We start from the raw sequence: 16,847 nt of genomic DNA on the forward strand, positions 1-16,847 counted from the left end.
GCGGAGATGAGAACGATGAGCAGTGGGCCTGTGTAGCGGGCAAGCCGACTCATGGTGCGGCTGTTCACGGCTTCCACCTGGCATACCCGGCCTGGATAGAGTTCCGGCGCACTGCCTTCACCGGCCCCACCGTCCGTTCGCCACACTGACCTTGGCACGCAGGGTTTCCATGGCCGTTGGCCTGCGCAGGGCATCCGGCGGTACGTCCCACTCCTTGCCGTCCTGAGGCGGCCGAAGCTGGAGGTACGGTCCTACGCTCCCCATGACCCGGCCGATGTCGTCCGTCCGCTCATCGACCATCAAGGTCCCTGGGGATAGTTGGCGTGTGTCGGTCACGTCCGGCACCTCCTTGCCATCGTGGCCAGCGGCGCTGCCGAGGGGTGCGGAGCGAAACCCTCGGGGAGAGAGAAGTGGGGCTCGCCGAGCGCGCGGAGGAGCTGTCGGTCTCCGGAGAAGCGGGTGCGGGCGTGCAGCCAGCGGTGGTTGTCGAGCAGATAGCCCTGCCCGGCCTGGAGGGTGATGCGGCGCTGGCTGTCGGTAATGGCGCTCCGCAGCCGGGGGAGGTACGGCTGGGCGATCGGGTTCCACCGGGCCAGGCCGTCCTGGCGTAGCCGTATGGAGATGCGTCCATCGGCGTGGGCGGTGATGACCTGGGTGGCGTGGCCGGCCCCGGATCCGAAGTAGGCGGTCCGTGGCTGGGCGAAGGTGACGGCTGCTTCGCGGCAGCTGCGCACGAGCCGGGCGTGGACATCGCGGCCGTCGGCGAGGAGGACGTCGCCTCCCATCGGCGCGGGCCGCAGGCACACCAGGAGCATCAGGCGCGGCGGCCTGGGGACGCCGGATCGCTCGGTGTGCGCTTGCAGATCGCCGCTGCCGAGCCCGGCGAAGCCCGCGCGGTGGGCGTGGCTGCCGGTGTCGCGGATCAGCGTCAGGCCGTCCGGCGCGCTGTGCGGGTGCGGTGTGATGGCCATCAGCTGTGAAGCCAAGTCCAGCATGTCCTGGCGACTGTGCAGCCCGTCGACGGTGACGAGGCCACTTTCACGGAGCTGCGCGGCGATCAAGTCGCTGGCACGCGGGGCACGGACGTTGACGTAGTGGCCCGAGAACAGGGCCACGGGGTCGGCTGCGGCGTGGCGCATCGCCGTACTCCTTTGATCGAGGTCGGTGTGGACAGGGTGGGCAGTCGCGTCGTGCGGGGTAAAGCGACTGATTGTCGACTCGGGCAAATCGCCCAGTGCGGATGCGGGTCGAGCGGGGCGTGCTACGTTCCGAGAGCCCGGTCGCACACCGCAGGACGAGGATCGTCATGACGTACACGCCGCCGCTCTGGCCCGTCTCCGTGAAAGGCGTCGCACTGGACGCCCAGGACCGCGTGGTCCTGCTGAAGAACGAGCGCGACGAGTGGGAGTTGCCCGGCGGTCGTCTGGAGATCGGCAGCCCGGACGGAGCCGTGCTGCCGGATGCCAGTCCCGAAGCCGCGCTGGAACGGGAGATCCAGGAGGAGACCGGCTGGGAGGTCAAGGCCGGCCCCCTCATCGACGGCGCTGTATGGATCTACCAGCCCATCCCCGGGCGGAGGGTGCTGATCGTCACCTACGGCTGCACCGTACTGACCCCCGACCGGCCTCCGGTCGTCAGCCATGAGCACAAGCAGCTGGGCGTGTTCACCGCCGACGAGGTGCCCGGGCTGAACATGCCCGACGGCTACAAGCAGGCCATCGCTGCTTGGTACGGCCGCAGGGACGTGGAGCTGGACGACTACGAGCGGATGTAGCCGACCGTGAGCAGGGGCGAGATCGCGCAGCGAGTGGAAACGGACCGGTTCCCCAGTCCGCGGCCTTCGGCCCGGCATGCCCAGTGGCACTGGGCGACCCCGCAGGCCCAGCTCATTCTCGGCTCCGGAGACCTGTCGAGCATCCTGCGGTTCTACCGCCGGGTCCATGGCATGAACCAGACCGAGCTCGGCGCGCTCCTCGGCTACGACAAGACCTACATCTCCGCCCTCGAACTAGGGAAGCGCGCCCTCGACGACGTCAGCTCCCGCCGCCGGGTCTGCGACTGCTTGGAACTGCCGCCGCACGTTCTGGGGATCACCGATCCCGCTGACACGGATCACCGGGCGATGCTGCAGTTCGGCGAGTCCACTGTCCGGCTCGCCGAGATTGCCCGGCAGTCCGGCCACGCCTCTGAAGCCGTCTCCGAGCTGTGGCCGCTTGTCGCCCGGCTAGAAGCCCGCATCGAAGACGGCCACACCGAGCGCGATGTGCTGCACCTGCTCGCCCGAGCTCGCGTAGGCCTCGGCGTCGCTCTGGGCAACGTGCTCCCCGAGGAGCGACTGGCCACGGCCGCCCACTGGACTGCCAAAAGCCTCGATATCGCCGAGTACTTTCAGGACCGGGGCATGACCTCGTACGTGCTGCGCATGCATGGAAACGAGCTGCGCAAGGCGAACCTGAGGGGCGCGGCCGTCCAGCGGCTGTGCCGCGCCGCGGCTACAGCACCGGACGACAACGCCCGAGCCGCTGCCCTGCCACTGCTCGCCAGGGCAGCCGGCGCACTGGGCAACGGCGAACTATTCGACCGGGTGATGCGGGAGACCGACGCTCTGCTCTTCCGCGTCGACCACACCAGCTTGTTCAACCCCTTCTCGCTCCACGAGATCCGGCTCCGCGGTCTTGTCTCGACCGGCCGAGCAGCTGTGGCCATGCGGCTGGTGGAGCACAACCCGCTGCCCACGACGGTCGTGGCCCCACAGTGGCGCGTCATCGAGCTGATCACCGTCGCGCACGTCCAACTGCTCGCCGACGACCGCAGCGGCGCTGCCCAGTCGCTGGACATCGCGATCCAAGAGGCGGCCATGCAACGCCTGCCCCACCAACTCCAGCGCATCGTGCGCACGGCGGGGTCCCGCCTGCCCGCCCAGTACGCCGCCGCCTCCCAGTCTCTTGACCAGATACGCAACGAGATGGCTGCTTAGCCGACTTTCGCCATCCCGCCGCCAATTCTGCGGGCGTCTTTCTGTCGTTTTACCGCCGTGGCCTACGGGGAGCAGGCGCCTCCGGCACGGCACCGGCAGGAGATGTACGCGTCGGTTGGACAGAACGGTCCACGGCAGGCCGGGCCTGGGCGGCCACGGACCGGGCGCTGGGGGCACGGCGCTTGCCGAGACGACGGATGCGCCAGGTCAACACTTCGGCGGGGCGGCGTGCATCGTCCAGCGGCCGCTGATGGATGGCTTGCTGGAGCACGATGGCCGAGTTCTGTCCGACGCTCTCGGCTTCGGCGAGGGCGGTGGCCAGAGCATCCCAGGCACGGGCGTCCAGGATCTGCTGAGCATGGGAGGGCACGGTCTCCCATAGCTGGCGAGCGAGCCGGTCGACAGTCTCTGCTGGCGGTTTGCGCCGGGCGAGAGCGGCAAGGGGTGCCGCTGCGGCCTGCTCGTACGCAGTGCGCAGGTTGAGCAGGGTCCGGTGCGCGGCGGCTACCTGCTGGTCGTGGTGGCGGAGCTGGTGCCAGCGGGCGGCGGCGATGACGACGAGGAGGGCCGCGTCGAGGAACATCGCGAGGGCCGCTCCGTCCTTGGGCGCGGATTCGCGAAGCATGCTCCGGATGGCGCCGCGCAGGGTACGGGCGTGGTGGTGTTCGGCGCGGATGCGGGAGCGGGTGGCGCGCTCGAACGCCGTGGCGGCCTCGCGCAGCCGGGGGCGGATGTCCTGGGGTGAGATCAGAGGGAGGGCATCAAGGGCTTCGCCGAATGCGGCGAGGTGGGCCTGGGCGGCTTCGTCGTCCGCCTTGTCGAGGTGGTGGGGGATGCGTTCCATGGCGGCGGTGGCTCGGTGCCACGGGTTGGGCTTGTGGTGACGCGGCAGGTGGCTGACGGGCTGTGGTTGGGTTCCGGCCAGGCGCTGTTGGATCTTGGGGAAGGACAGGTCGGGGGCGAGCTTGGAGCCGGAGAACCAGATCGGTTCGCCTGCCGAGTTGGTGTCGCCTTCGAGGGCGACCTTGTAGCCGCGTATGGCGCCGGAGGGAAACCGCTGGATCTCGACGCGCACGCTGCCGGTGCTGGCGAGGATGCGGAGGAACTCCTCGGGAGTGCTGGTGGCGGAGACCGCGGTGCGGACGGTGGAGCGCAGGCGCTCGCGGGCGGTCCGCTGGTGGCCGGTGCGGTGGGCTTTCTCCTGCTCGGCGCGGGTGGGGCGCTGCGCGGCGGTGCGGTCGCCCCGGATGACTTCGTGGAGGCCGTATTCCTTTTCGATGGCGGCGAGTTCCCTGTCGGCGGTGAGGTAGTCGTTCCAGTGGCGGGCGGGGCGGAGGTCGCCTCGGACCTTGGTGGCGGCGATGTGGATGTGGTCGTCGGCATGCCGTACGGCGACCCAGCGGCATCCGTCCGGGTCACCGTCGGGCGCGATGCCGGTGGCGGCGACGACGCGGCGGGCGATGTCCGCCCACTCGTCGTCGCTGAGGGTGCGGTCCTCGGGTGCGGCCCGGATGGAGCAGTGCCACACGTGCTGTTCGGGTGCGCGGTCGCCGGCCTGTTTCACCCGCAGGTCGAGGGCCTTGACGAGCTGGTTCTTGGTTTCGTTGAAGTCGTCGGTGCGGCCGGGGTCGAGGGCGAAGCCGTACCAGGAGGCGACCAGGTGCGGGTCGGTGTGCTCGTTCGCCCGGCCAGGACCATAGAGGTAGCTGATCAGCTTGCCGGTGTTCCTGCCACTGGTGATCTTGGCGATCACCGAGCAGCCGCCTTCGTGGTCGTAGCCTGATCGGAGGCCGCGTCGATGTCGGCGATGGCGGCGCGGACGGCGCGCGCGAAGGTGGAGCAGGCCATCGTGAACCTCGGCTTCGTGCGAGGCGGCGCAGCGCCGGAGCACGCCGCCCATTGGCGCAGGAACGGTTTTGCAACCTGGCTGTTCACCCCAGCGGTCTCCGGCTGGTATCCGAAGAAGGCGCCGCAGGAGCCACGACCCGTGCCCCTGCTTGGCGAGCCGTGGCCCGGCGTGCCAGCCCGAGGACGCGGCGCCAGCGAGCGGGCCGACGCTTGCTGGCTCCCGATCGCCAAGGGCCTCACCCCCCATGGCCTTCGCCATACCCACCGGACCGTGATGGAGGACCTCGGCACGGAGAAGGTCCTCATGGACGAACGCATGGGCCACATCGACAGCTCCATTTCCGCCCGCTACGCCCATGTCACCCCCGGCATGCGCAAACGCCTCATGGTCGGACTGACCGAGCAGTGGGAGGCGGCACTCGGCGCACGTTTGGCGATCAGTCCTACGTCACCGGTACGCGTACTGGGCGATCTCCTGCGGACACGAAGCCGGTCACGTCTGACTGCGGAGCCTCACCAATGAACGCCGCTGGCCCCTGATGGTCACCGTCCGGGACACACTCCATCTCCCGGTGCCTTGCTTGGGCCGCGTCAACCGCGCGTGGCCAGCTCACCGCGGCAGTTAAGGAAATCGCCGGGTGATGGGGGCAAGTGACCTGGCTCAATAGGCACATGGAGATTGGCGAGCACTGGGCATACCGCGCGAGGCCGAAGGATCTGGGCAGCGCGGTCAGGCAAGTGGAGATCGTTCGAGTGGGCGGCCCGGGCAGGTCTGGTTGGATCCACGTGCGGTTTCTGGAGGGGGACGACGCCGGTCTGCAGGAATGGGTGAGTCCCGGCTCTCTCGTAGCACCGTGGTCAGATGTCGATAAGTTCCGCGCGGATGACGCGGCAGAGTCCACACTGGCCGAGGCGTCACGCCACGTACGCGGTAGTACGGATTTCGAGGCGGCGCGCTTGATCCTCGGTTTCGTCCGGCCGAAGAGCAGGCTGCGCCTCCGCCGAGGGGTGGCGGACGCGGGAGTCCTGGAACTGAGCCGACTCGACGAGACTGCGTCGCTTATCGGCATGGACGCCGTCGAGCTCCGCAGCGACCCGATGGTGTACGAGAACCGCGCCGGCACGTGCCTGGCCGGATGGCCGGTCACCGAGCGCATCGCCCGCCAGGTAGCGGGCCGCCTCGCCGACGAGATCCTTCCGGAGGTGGACCGCAAGCAGCAGGACATCGAGCAGGAGCGCGCACAGTCTTCCTGGTACTCATACCGCGCTCGGGACGACCGCAAGTTGGACGCGGAGGCGGCCGTCCTGCGGACCGCCCGGGCGTGGTGCGGCGAGGACAAGGCTGATCGCTACGACGAGCTGGTGGCATTACGCGCCGAGGTCGTCAGGCTCGGCCAGTTGGTCGAGAAGGCGGTCAAGGCTCTACGCGACCGTGGGCACGGTGTCATTGCCTCCACCATTGAGCGCGACCTTGGCGTCTATATCGCCAGCCTTGATCCTGATGTGCATCGATGAAGCCGCGCCAAGGGTCGGGGTCCGGCTTGGGCGGCGTGGGCTGTTCCGGAGGCTTCTCCTTCTCCGGCCGGTGCGGGTGCCAGCCGTCAAGGAACGGACGTAGCTGATCTCCCGTCGGCTCCGCGTGGAAGTTCAGAGAAGCCAGGCCCTTGCCGTTCATGGTGGGGTCGAGTCGGTCGGCCTCCGTCTTGCCCCAAGCCGACCACTCTCGCAGCCTCTCGGCTTCGAGGGCGTTGTCCGATGTGGCAGCGGCTTCGTCCAGCGCGACGCAGAAGGCTCGGATCTCCCCTGCGACCCGCCACCGCTCAAGGGCCGTGCCGAAGCGCTCGGACCGTAAGGCGTGCACTGCCTTGATCGAAGCGACGCTGACGGCAGCCTCCCACTCTCGCCGCTCGCGTTCCTCCCGGTCGGCTTCCAAGCGCCGACGCTCTGCCTCTTGCCGCTCCCGCTCGTCACGCAGACGCTGCTGCTCCGCCTCACGGTCCAGCCGAGCCCGCTCCTGCTCCTCCGCGCGCGCCTTCAACGCCCGGAAGACTGATCCGATCTGATCCTCCAACCGCTTCTTGGCGGAGTCGGCGCATTCCTTCTTCCAGCCGTAGCTGTGGCCATAGCCATAGACCGGGTGCTGGCCGATCAACAGTTCCAGTTCGCCGGACGGCTCGAACCTGTGTGCCGGGGTGACCCGCTGCCAGTCGTACGTACGTCGACCTGGCTGCTTGGGCACGTACCGGACTTGCTTCTGCCGTTCGCGGAAGCTGACCTCGTATGTCCTGCCGTGGACAGTGAGCAATGGCCTCGGCTGCTTTCGCTTCTTGGACACCGAGATCTCGCCGTGGCGGGCAAGGGCCTGCTCGGCGAGGAGCCGGAGCAGTGAGAGGACTCGGGGCAGGACCGCCTCTGAGATCTCGAAGGCGCTGTGGTCCGCCGTGACTGCTGCGACCACGTCCTCAACATCGGTGATCACCCGGCTGCGCGCCAGCCGGATACGGTTCCACTCGGTGTCGTCCTCGCCGGACACCCTGAGCAGGCCGAGGAAGAAATCCCCCTTCGCCCGCCCGCTGTACTTCAGGTGGTACCCCTCAGGCGCACACTGCCGCGCCGCGTCGAACGCCCTGCGGTATCGAGCTCGCTCTCCCTCACTGGGGTTCGGGATGCGAAGGAACCGCCCAGCCTGCTGTACCTCCGCGATCAAAGCGGCTCCGACTTCCGCTGGCGACGACCGTGAGCGTTTCATGGCGCGCTGTGGCGCGGGCCTCGTCGTGGATGCGGCTGTGGCTTGTGTCGTTGCCTTGGGATCCACGGAACGCTGCTTGCGCGAAGCTGGTTCCGGCCGGTCCGGATGATGGCCGTGCTCCAGGTAGAAGCGTCCGGCGTCGGTGATCTCCGCCTGCCACCTCCCACCCTGCTTCGGCCTGGTGATCAGCCCTCGCTCTTTGAGCGCGCGGGCAGTAGCGGCGAGTTCGGGACTGTCTGAGGTGACAGGATCGGACCCGTCCCCGATACGGGTGAGCAGGGCGAGCTGGCGGTCGTTTAACGGAGACCAAGGGTGCATGGCGACTGTCGTACCGTCTGTGGTCATGTCAGCACAACCCGTAAGGGGTGTATCGCTCGCACATCAGGTTCGCCGACCACGCCCGTTGGGGATGGCCGCCGCCCACGCGCGCACAGCCGGTCGCCGAGAGAGGTGGGCACGTACTCATCCCTGCCGGGTCCTTGGCCTTGTATCCAGGGGGCCTGTGCGTCCACCCTCTCGGACATCAGCTCGACTTCGACAACAACGCTTTCGCCCGGATCGCGATGTCATCATCTTCCAGGCGCACATGGCAGATGATGAGGTCGGATGTGATCCGGCGTAGCAATTTCAGCCACTCGGCTACGAAGGCAGCGATTCCTACGGTCAACTGGCTTCGGTCGTTGAGAAGAAACTCGTAGCTTCCATGGGTGCTGTCCCAGTGCGAATCGATCCTGAGGGAATCTCCGTCGCGAACAATGTTCCACTCGGTGGAGAATGTGTCGGATCCCCAGTGGACCTGTGTTCGAGAGAATCTCGGATTCTGGACTTCTTCGAGCAACGGGATGAGGTCATCAAGCAAGACGGGAATGTCGTAACGGTATTCGAGTCGCACGGGGACCCGGTTCCAGAACAGGATGGCATCTTCGGTCTCCATGGGATACATCTGCCCTGCCGCGTCCGCCATGTCGTCGGCTGGCCCAACCTTCAGGGTCTCAGGGTTCCCTGTTTGCAGCCGGAAGCTCATGCTTGTTCCTATCGAGTAAGCGGGTAGGCGTGGACCTTGCCGTTGGGATACACCTTGACGAAAATGCTGTTCGGTGTGCGCGTCGTGCCATCTGGAAGATACTCTATGCAGTTGTGCCCTTCGGGTAGCCTGAAGAACCCTGTCTTATTCGGCCCTAGTTCGGCTCCGCGTTCCGCTGCGTACTTGACGTCCGCTGCGCTGCCGAACTGCCCCTGGGGTCGACCGTCTCTTATCGCGCGAGCCGTTCCTTCGGACCAGTCAACGCCGTGCTTGCCGGTCTTGAGCAGTGGCGCTTCAGGCTTGTATTTCTGACCGTCTTTTTCGAAGCCTCTGCCGACCTCGTCTGCCTGTTTCCGCTTGCTGAGGCCGTTCAGATGCTGCTGGCTCTGGCTGAAGGATTGCTGTTGCTCCTCGGTGACGGGGTTCGGCTCTTCCGACTTGGGGCGTGAGCCACTCTGGCTCCCGGCATCCGCCTGTCCCTCGGGCGGTCCGTCGGTCGGTGCGCCACCACCCGCGGCAGTCATGAGGACGATGCCGAGCGTTCCCAGCGCGGTGGCGTGGATCGCGGCTTCGACGGTGATCGTGCCTGCTGCGATGCCGGCGCCCGCGAAGGCGAGTCCACCGCCCGGTGGGAAGAGGGCGAGGAGGGCCAGGAGGATGAGCGCGAAGCCGAGGTAGGCGAGGAAGTTGTTGAGCGCTTCCAACAGGTGGAAGTTACGGAAGAGTTTGTCGCCGGCGCTGAGCCCTTCCTGTTGCATGCGAAGCAGGAGCACGGTGCCTGTGATGAGACTGCCGAGCGCGGTCCAGATGCGGAAGCGGACGATGGCGTGGGCGTCGGCGAGGGGGAGCGTGCTCGTTGCCTGCCAGGTACGCAGGAGTCTGGTGAGGTTCCAGGCGGTCCACAGCAGCGCGGCGATACCGAAGGCCATCAGGACAGCGGGCCCGTCGCTGGTGGTGAAGCGTTCCTGGAGTTCGGCGGCGGCGGGGAAGGATCCCGCGCCGAGGAAGACCAAGGCCGGGAGCGCCAGGACCACGGAGATGAGGATGAACCACCATCTTCGCCGGTCCCGCAGTGTGCGGGCGGCCTGGCGGACGGTCCGCAGCCCGACGCCATGCCAGGCGTGTTGGTGGTCGGTGGCGTCGATCTGTGCAGCGGTCCAGGCGACAGTGCGGTGCAGAGGATCGCTGTCGGTGTACGGCGTGCCGGCTGCCGCGTAGAAGAGGGCTCGACGCATGCGGGCGAAGCGCAGTGCGATCAGCGTCGACCAGGGGACTCGCCACAGCCCGTATCCGGTCAAGGCCGTAAGGCCGGTGCGTCCGGCTCGCTCCTCGCGGAGCAGTACACCTGGGACTGTCCGCTTGGCACGGCGGATCTGCCACATGTCGGCGCCCATCGCGATGGCCAGCACGGCCAGCGGGATGGTCCACAGGATGCCGTTGAGGTCTTCGACCAGTGAATGGGTGTCCCGGGCGCCGGGTTGTGCGGCCGCGTAGTTGGTAAGCATGTGGTGAGCACAGGCAGCGGCGATGGGCACTAGCCCCAGGGCCCGCAGCCAGCGGCGACCACGGATGAGGATGCCAACCCCCAGGGCCGCGGCGGCGGTGTAGACGAGATGGGGACTGGTCTCAGCGGCCGGGTGGGCACCGCCGAAGTCCAGGGTGGTGAAGGGGGCGGGGAAACAGGCAGCGAAGACCTGATCGGGGCCAGGGATCCAAGGCGCTTGCAGGCTGTCGGGGATCACCCAGCCACCGGCCGGGTGACTGATGGCCCGGGCCGCGTCCAGCCCGAACCTGGCCACCGCCTCCAGTAGCCCGAACCCCGCACCCAGCGCCGCACCGGTGACCACGTAGTCGGTCAGGCCCCACTGGCGGCGGATCTTGACGTTCCACGCCGCCAGCAGTAGAGGCGTGATCTTGACCAGCTCTTCAATAACCGGGTCGACGGTGTAACTGGCCGTCTTCACCGTGTTGAGCAGCGCCCCACCATGGGGTTGGTCGGAGACGGTGCGCGTGTACGCGTACTCCAGCAACGCGGTGACGATGCCGCAGCCGTAGACGCCCACTGCGATCGCCAGCAGAACGGTGGAGACCCGCACCGAACGCGTCGGCGATGACAACACCAGCAGCTGCACCACGCCGTACACCGTCGCGGCCACCATCAATACCGCCACGCCCAGCCCCCCAAAGCCGTCGGCTCAAGGGCGCGAGCTTAAGGGCCTGTTGGACGGCGTACAAGGGCCCTCTTGCGCCGCGAAGTCAGCCCGCGGCGTTCACGGGGCGTGCGGGCGAACCAGGGTCCTGGGCGAAGAATCGCAATCTGGGGCGGGAGACCTTAGCCCGCAGTCCCTGGCCGCATTCTGCGCGGGTTGGCGGAGGCGGGTCCGCACGCGGTGGATGGCCGACCAAGCCGAGTCGCAGCCAGGGCTAGCGGTGCCGTGGCGTCGATCCGACCATGCTCGGGGTGCAGAGGACGCGCTGCGGTCCGGTGGTCACCCGAAGATGAGCGCGACGTCCTTGTTCAGGCAGAACCTCATGACGGCGACCAGCTGGTGGGCGTCATCGGTGTGCCGTTGGAGAACGGGATCGCTGCCATCGTGTTGCCGCTGGTCGATGATTGCTTCCAACCGGGGCAGCATGGCCGCGCATTGAGCGGGCGTGAGGTCGGGGGCATCGTCGTCTGGATGGTCGAGTAGTGGTGCCAGAGTCGTGGAAACGCTGTTCCACGGGCGGTCTCCGCCGAAGCCGTACATCTCGGCGAGAGTGAATCCCTCGGCCTGGGCCAGCCACTCCCTGAACACGTTGAAGCCGGCATAGGACCAGGAGACGTCCGGGCTGGTCACGTTGCCGTCTCCGGGGAAGAGTACGAGCCCCATCCTGCCCTCCTTGCCTGCCTGGTGCCCAGGATCGGCCGTGGAGAGAAGCGTCGGCAACGCCAGCATCGTTCACGGTCGGTGTCAGCTGTATCCGGGAGCACCGCTCGGAACCTGGTCCCAGGGATGGTGGCACATCGGGAATGGAGAGACGCATGCGCTGGCCGCTTGTGTCGGCAGCCACCTCGCGTCGTGGCGCACCTCACTTGCGCGTGCGCTTGGAGGCTTCCCCGTGATGCGCCAGGTGCCGCCCCCGTGGGGGAGGAATGGGAGCGGTCTGGGAGCCGGATTTCTGGGTCGGCTCCCAAACGGCTCCCAAGGGGTCCCGGAAACGAGTCAGGGGCCCGATCCGCTTTCGCGGATCAGGCCCCTGACCTGGTGTTCCTTCAGTCGGGGTGGCGGGATTTGAACCCACGACCTCTTCGTCCCGAACTACGGGCGGGGTGGTCGCTGAGGTCTGCTGGGCTGGTCAGCCGGTCGGCTGGGGGCGGTGTCGGTCGACTGTGGTTGAGGTGGTTGCTGTACTTCGCTGCTGTACAGCACTCGCTGACCACCGCCTTAGGAGTTCGGTCAGGCATCGGTGCGAGCACGCCCGCAGCTTGCGATTGTGTCGAGGAAGGGCAGTGGAGGCGTTCAGCGATGCGGCCAAGTACACAGATGTTGCCGTCGATGACTGCCGTCACGGCTGGGCCCTAGACAAGTCGCTGGCAGGCTTCGAGGTCGCTGATGTCTCGTTCTTCCCAGCCGCCTTGGTTGACGAGGAGAACTGGCGGGGTGCGGACACCACCCACCTTGCGGCTGGTCAGCCGTTCTTCAATGCCTCCTGTGAGGCGGTGATGAACTGCGCCCGCGCCCTTCGGTACATCTCGTGGTTCATCGAACGGTCTGAAGCTGGCCTATTCAGCAGACTGCGCACCCTCACAGCCTGTTCGAGCACCGATGGCGGTCCCTCGAGTTCGACGAGATTCAACGCCACATAGAGATCGATTGTCGCGTCCGACCTGCGTGCCGTGCTCACAATTCGTCCACCCGGGCTCAGCTCTTCTGCCTTCTGCTCAGCAGCGGTCAGAAAGGCGGCATAGGCGGCACGTCTGGCGTCCTGGAGGCGCGCCAAGCGCTGCTCATCAAGGGTCTGTTGTACCGTCCTCAGGACGGCTTCGGCTTGCTTGTCTCCTGCGTACTGCGCGGCGCCTGCCTGACGACGGCCAGCGAGGATGGTGAACCATCCGGTAAGCCCACTGCCAGCCAGAGCTGAGCCAGCGGCGATCAGCGCGAGTTGAAGATCCCCCACGCGTGCCATTGTGCCCGGCCGGTTCTTCTTCGCGCAGCCGTTCCTCACGGAAGCCAACCTGCACTCCCGCCTGGCACCAGCCTATGGAGTTCGCCACCCCAATGCAGTGATCAGCCCGTCTATGCCTCGCCCTGGCCTGCCCGGTGTGCGGACGAGTCTCGCGGTACGGCGATGTGCACCCCTGTTGCCGTCAACGACTGCCGTCAGGCCATCAGCTGAGCGGCCACGGTCCCGACTCAGGACCTCTTGATCCGTAGGTTCGGGCGGGGGCCTGGTGCGGGCTCTGGCGGCTGCCCGGCTTGGTGCTCGATGCGGGCCGCTGGTGGGCGACACGTGCCCTCGTTGCCGTCAGCGTTGCCGTCAGAAGACGTCCATCCGTAGGTCACCCGAGCGATAGCGCCCGTCCCAGGCTGCCACTCCGGCAGAACGGAGATTTTCGGCCAATTTACAAACTCGAACACTCGCCCTGTCGGGCCACGTTCTGCCAGGTAGCGACTCCGCCACACGTCATTCGAGCAGTTCACCTCGGTCTAGACCACCCGTAATTCATTGCACGCGCAGTGAATAATTGCTGGTCAGAGGGCTAATCGAGGCGTCCGAACACGTCCGTGCAGCCACGGCCGAAAAGACGATGCCTGGTATCACTGGTCCAGTAAGGACGGCGCCTCGCACATGACTCCCATCACTCAGAGGCCGCCTCACTGGTCCAGACCATGACCGTTCGACAGGTGGAGGCAATATGAACCAGCCGCAGTTAGAAGGAAACGGTGATCACAGCCAGAGCTGTGCGCATGTCACCGGTTGTCAGGCCACCCCTAGCCCAGCGCAGAGTTCACGTGTGCTGGCCTGGTTTCCGCCGACGGCAACCCTGCTCTGGTCCCTCGCCGTTCTGATCACAGCGATCAAGAACTAGCCAGAGCAAGGCTCACACCGACAGGCCGCGCAACGCTGTCGTGTCCTTGTTCCAGCAAGCGACTGGCACACCCCTGACGGCCCTCTTTCTCCGTGGTCGGAGCGAGCCTCTGGACAGCGTCCGCAAGGCGCGCTCCGATTGTCCTACCCTGCTCACATGATCCGAGCTGTGGTGTTCGATGTCGGTGAGTGCCTGGTAGACGAGACGCGCGAGTATGGCACGTGGGCGGATTGGCTGGGGGTGCCCCGGCACACGTTCGCGGCGGCGTTCGGCGCCGTGATCGCTCAGGGTCGGGACTACCGCGAAACGTTCCAGGTCTTCCGCCCCGGGTTTGATCTGTCCGAAGAGCGGGAGAAGCGGGCTCAGGCCGGCCAGCCCGAGCACTTCGATGACAGTGATCTGTACTCGGATGTCCGTCCCACGTTGGCGGCGCTGCGGGATGCCGGTCTGTGGGTGGGCATCGCGGGCAACCAGACCGTACGGGCCGGGGGCATTCTGCGTTTCCTTGGCCTTCCGGCGGACTTCATCTGCACGTCCGACGACTGGGGCGTGTCCAAGCCCGACCCGGCGTTCTTCTCCCATGTGGCGAACGCGGCCCCCTGCCAGGCCGAGGAGATCCTTTACGTGGGCGACCGGATGGACAACGACATCCGCCCGGCGGCCAAGGTGGGCATGAAGACGGCGCTGATCCGGCGCGGGCCATGGGCCACCATCCAATGGGATGATCCGGACGCCGTCGAGATGCCGACCTTCCGCGTGCACAGCCTCGACGAGTTGCCGGAGCTGGTCGCCAAGCTCAGCACTGAAGGGCGCTGACGGTCGTTCCCCAGCCGTACATGCGGTCATCCAGATCGCGAACCCACCGTTCGTTGCGCCAGGCATGGAGCCGCTTGCGGACATCGCGGATCCGGTCCATGCCTGCGGCGTACCACGTGATACTCAGCTGATCGAGTGCTTCATTGGCCCATCGGCAGGCTTCCTCCGGCTGACCGGCCGCAGCCTCCACGGCCGCCAGATCGCCGAGGATGATCGTCCGCTGTTTGCCGTCGTCGGCGGGCAAGGCGTCGAGCACTCCAAGCAGCGTGGTCCGGGCCTGCGCTGTATGTCCGGCGATCAGCTGTGTGTTGCCCTTGAAGGCGGCCAGGCGGACAGGAGTGAACCAGTCCATCCACACCGGGCACGGCTCCTCCGCGTCACCTTCGGCCAACACGTCTTCGGCGTGGGCTATCAGGCGCAGTGCCGTGCGGGTGTCACTGCACCGCGTCATGCACTCGGCCTCGACGGCGTCAAGCCAGGCGAGCATCATCGCGGGCGCGTTGCCCCTGCGGGCGTAGGCGCGGGCGGCAGACATCCGCTCTTCGGCGTCTTCCCTCTGGCCTGCCCATCCTGGGATGAACGCGGTGTGAGCCAGGATCGCCGCTCCGAGTAGTGCGTCATCGGCTTCCCCGGCGGCCTGGAGGCCGCGCACGAACGCGTTTCCTGCGGCTTGGGGCTGCTGGAGGTCGAAGAAGTCGATACGCCCGGCCAACAGGTAGGACTCGGCGAGAGCGGCGGCAAGAATGGTGCGGCAGCGTCCGGCTGTCTCTCCCATGAGCGCCGTGCCGAGGCGTGTGTGTTCCATGACGCTGGCGTGGAGTTGGGAGGGCTGGACGGACCAGTACAGGCGTCGGTGAGCGGCGGTGATCGCTGCGAAATCGTTGCCTGCGGTGGCTGGTTGCGTGGCATTGCTCGCTATGGGCAGTGGTCCGGGGGCGGCGCCGATCGCGGGCGCGCCGGATGCTGCGACGGGCCGACGACTGGCGCCCTCCTGCGTCGAACTCGTCCGGCCCCATGGCGCGGTGAACCCCAGGTCCTCGATGGGTTGGCCCAGTAGGTGCGTCAGTACACGCTGAACGTCCGGCTGCGGCCATGGTGGATTCGCCGACTCCCAGCGGCGGACCTGGCGCACGCTGATCTGCAACGACCGTATGCCAAGCTGAGGCGCGGTGTTACGGATCGCCTCGGCGAACGCTTCCTGAGACGCGTATCCGGCTGCCTGCCGAGCGGCCTTGAGCCGCGCGTTTCCTACTGGCCTGGGCACTGGACTTCCTCACGGCTTTCGACGGGGGCAACTCGGTTCACCGTAGCTTTGGAAGGCCGATTTGGGGACCCCCACCTGTGCGACCAACCTGATAGGTCCTCAAGACGTCCTCTTCCCGTCCTCTGAGGGGCCTTCAATGGGACGTCCTCTAACTCCACCATGTCTAAGCCAGACACAGAGCAAGCATGCGGGGTGAAGGCATGGGCGAGGCGGTGAAGCGTGCGGGTGGGCAGCAAGAAGAGCCCCCGCACAACCCACCTGTGGGCGCGATCGAGGTTGCCGTGAGCGCTGGCAAGGTGGACGTGGAACAGATCAAAGTGTTGATCGGCCGGGCGCTGGTGGAGAGTTCGGCTATTCCTCGGTACGAGGATCTGTGCGAGCTGCGTGACGCCTTGGTGGGTCACATTGAGGCGTTGACGCCCTTGGCGGCGAAGCGGATCGACTGCCTGAACCACGGCACGGTGGAGTGGTACGGGAAGGTGAGCAAACTCAGCTCGATCCCCTACGAGGTGGGCACGGGGCTCGGCTCCGGTCTGCTGTCGGCCAAGGCGCACGTACAGGGATTGGGTTACTCCTGCCGCTTCCTCCTCGAAAACTCCGGCCTGCAAACGGAACGCAAGGGATGACGACGGCTCGCCGTGTACCGGCGAAGTGGGGGCCGTTGAAGAAACAGATCCTGGAGGCATACCGCGATGGCCTGGAAGTGAAAGAGATACGCGAGAAGTTCGGCATCTCGTACTACGCGCTGTACCGATTGCTGAACATCGAGGGCATCCCACTCCGCTCGGCCGCAGTTCGCCGCCCAAAGACGGGGCGGGGGCTGCCGTCCCCGGGAAGGACCCGGTAGCTCCCGCCCTCCTGCTCCCTTGGGCGTTGTGGCTGTGAGGCGGGCATGCGCCCCCGTCCATTCGCCCGTCTCGCAGATGTCACGCCCACTGCGCCCAAGGGGCGACGGCGGACCTGGACCCTTCGCCGTCTGCGGTCCGGCTCTCCGCGACTTCATACCCGCTCGGGCGGGTGGGGAGCCGGACCGCGCACAACAACCACATAGACAAGACCGGACCACCCCTGCGCCTGCAAGCATCCGGGGTGGTC

General features: G+C 66.9%; 13 protein-coding genes and 1 pseudogene. 6 read left to right on the forward strand and 8 right to left on the reverse strand.

The window, feature by feature from the left end; genetic code table 11:
- Positions 1-332: 332 nt before the first annotated feature.
- Positions 333-1,139, reverse strand: a complete 807-nt coding sequence (locus tag ACZ4WQ_RS28740; RefSeq protein WP_398376507.1) for a TauD/TfdA family dioxygenase — start codon at positions 1,137-1,139, stop codon at positions 333-335.
- A gap of 167 nt (positions 1,140-1,306) precedes the next feature.
- Between ACZ4WQ_RS28740 and ACZ4WQ_RS28745 the strand changes: the two genes are divergently transcribed.
- On the forward strand, positions 1,307-1,774 hold the full coding sequence (locus ACZ4WQ_RS28745) for an NUDIX hydrolase (RefSeq protein ID WP_398376510.1): 468 nt from the start codon (positions 1,307-1,309) through the stop codon (positions 1,772-1,774).
- Positions 1,775-1,780: 6 nt separating this feature from the next.
- Positions 1,781-2,977, forward strand: a complete 1,197-nt coding sequence (locus ACZ4WQ_RS28750; RefSeq protein ID WP_398376512.1) for a helix-turn-helix domain-containing protein — start codon at positions 1,781-1,783, stop codon at positions 2,975-2,977.
- Positions 2,978-3,026: 49 nt separating this feature from the next.
- On the opposite strand, the gene ACZ4WQ_RS28755 is transcribed toward ACZ4WQ_RS28750, so the two are convergent.
- Entirely contained in the window at positions 3,027-4,730 is a 1,704-nt protein-coding gene (locus ACZ4WQ_RS28755; RefSeq protein ID WP_398376514.1) for a relaxase/mobilization nuclease domain-containing protein, read from the reverse strand.
- 72 nt (positions 4,731-4,802) lie between these two features.
- Between ACZ4WQ_RS28755 and ACZ4WQ_RS28760 the strand changes: the two are divergent.
- Positions 4,803-5,348 (forward strand): annotated as a pseudogene (locus ACZ4WQ_RS28760) (LacI family transcriptional regulator); the annotation flags it as partial.
- 149 nt (positions 5,349-5,497) lie between these two features.
- Positions 5,498-6,340, forward strand: a complete 843-nt coding sequence (locus ACZ4WQ_RS28765; protein WP_398376517.1) for a PE-PGRS family protein — start codon at positions 5,498-5,500, stop codon at positions 6,338-6,340.
- Here ACZ4WQ_RS28765 and ACZ4WQ_RS28770 read toward each other — a convergent pair.
- The 5 genes from ACZ4WQ_RS28770 to ACZ4WQ_RS28790 all read right to left on the reverse strand — a co-directional run bounded on the left by ACZ4WQ_RS28770 (position 6,270) and on the right by ACZ4WQ_RS28790 (position 12,759).
- On the reverse strand, positions 6,270-7,919 hold the full coding sequence (locus tag ACZ4WQ_RS28770; protein WP_398376519.1) for a PE-PGRS family protein: 1,650 nt from the start codon (positions 7,917-7,919) through the stop codon (positions 6,270-6,272). The genes ACZ4WQ_RS28765 and ACZ4WQ_RS28770 overlap by 71 nt on opposite strands.
- Positions 7,920-8,097: 178 nt before the next feature.
- Positions 8,098-8,598, reverse strand: a complete 501-nt coding sequence (locus ACZ4WQ_RS28775) for a hypothetical protein (protein WP_398376521.1) — start codon at positions 8,596-8,598, stop codon at positions 8,098-8,100.
- An 8-nt stretch (positions 8,599-8,606) separates the two neighbouring features.
- Positions 8,607-10,769: a PrsW family intramembrane metalloprotease gene (locus ACZ4WQ_RS28780; RefSeq protein WP_398376523.1), complete on the reverse strand. Its 2,163-nt coding sequence runs from the start codon at positions 10,767-10,769 to the stop codon at positions 8,607-8,609.
- A gap of 318 nt (positions 10,770-11,087) precedes the next feature.
- A complete protein-coding gene (locus ACZ4WQ_RS28785) occupies positions 11,088-11,471 on the reverse strand; it encodes a hypothetical protein (RefSeq protein WP_398376525.1) in 384 nt (127 codons plus the stop codon).
- Positions 11,472-12,270: 799 nt separating this feature from the next.
- On the reverse strand, positions 12,271-12,759 hold the full coding sequence (locus tag ACZ4WQ_RS28790; protein ID WP_398376527.1) for a hypothetical protein: 489 nt from the start codon (positions 12,757-12,759) through the stop codon (positions 12,271-12,273).
- Positions 12,760-13,828: 1,069 nt separating this feature from the next.
- On the opposite strand from ACZ4WQ_RS28790, the gene ACZ4WQ_RS28795 reads away from it, so the two are divergent.
- A complete protein-coding gene (locus ACZ4WQ_RS28795) occupies positions 13,829-14,488 on the forward strand; it encodes an HAD family hydrolase (RefSeq protein WP_398376529.1) in 660 nt (219 codons plus the stop codon).
- Here the strand turns inward: ACZ4WQ_RS28795 and ACZ4WQ_RS28800 are convergent.
- Positions 14,469-15,293 (reverse strand): transcriptional regulator, encoded by an 825-nt coding sequence (locus ACZ4WQ_RS28800; protein WP_398376531.1) that lies wholly within the window; start codon positions 15,291-15,293, stop codon positions 14,469-14,471. The two genes, ACZ4WQ_RS28795 and ACZ4WQ_RS28800, sit on opposite strands and share 20 nt — an antisense overlap.
- A gap of 659 nt (positions 15,294-15,952) precedes the next feature.
- Here ACZ4WQ_RS28800 and ACZ4WQ_RS28805 point away from each other — a divergent pair.
- On the forward strand, positions 15,953-16,378 hold the full coding sequence (locus ACZ4WQ_RS28805) for a DUF6415 family natural product biosynthesis protein (protein ID WP_398376533.1): 426 nt from the start codon (positions 15,953-15,955) through the stop codon (positions 16,376-16,378).
- The last annotated feature ends 469 nt before the right edge of the window (positions 16,379-16,847 follow it).

The sequence above is a fragment of the Streptomyces sp. NPDC028305 genome (assembly GCF_055569495.1).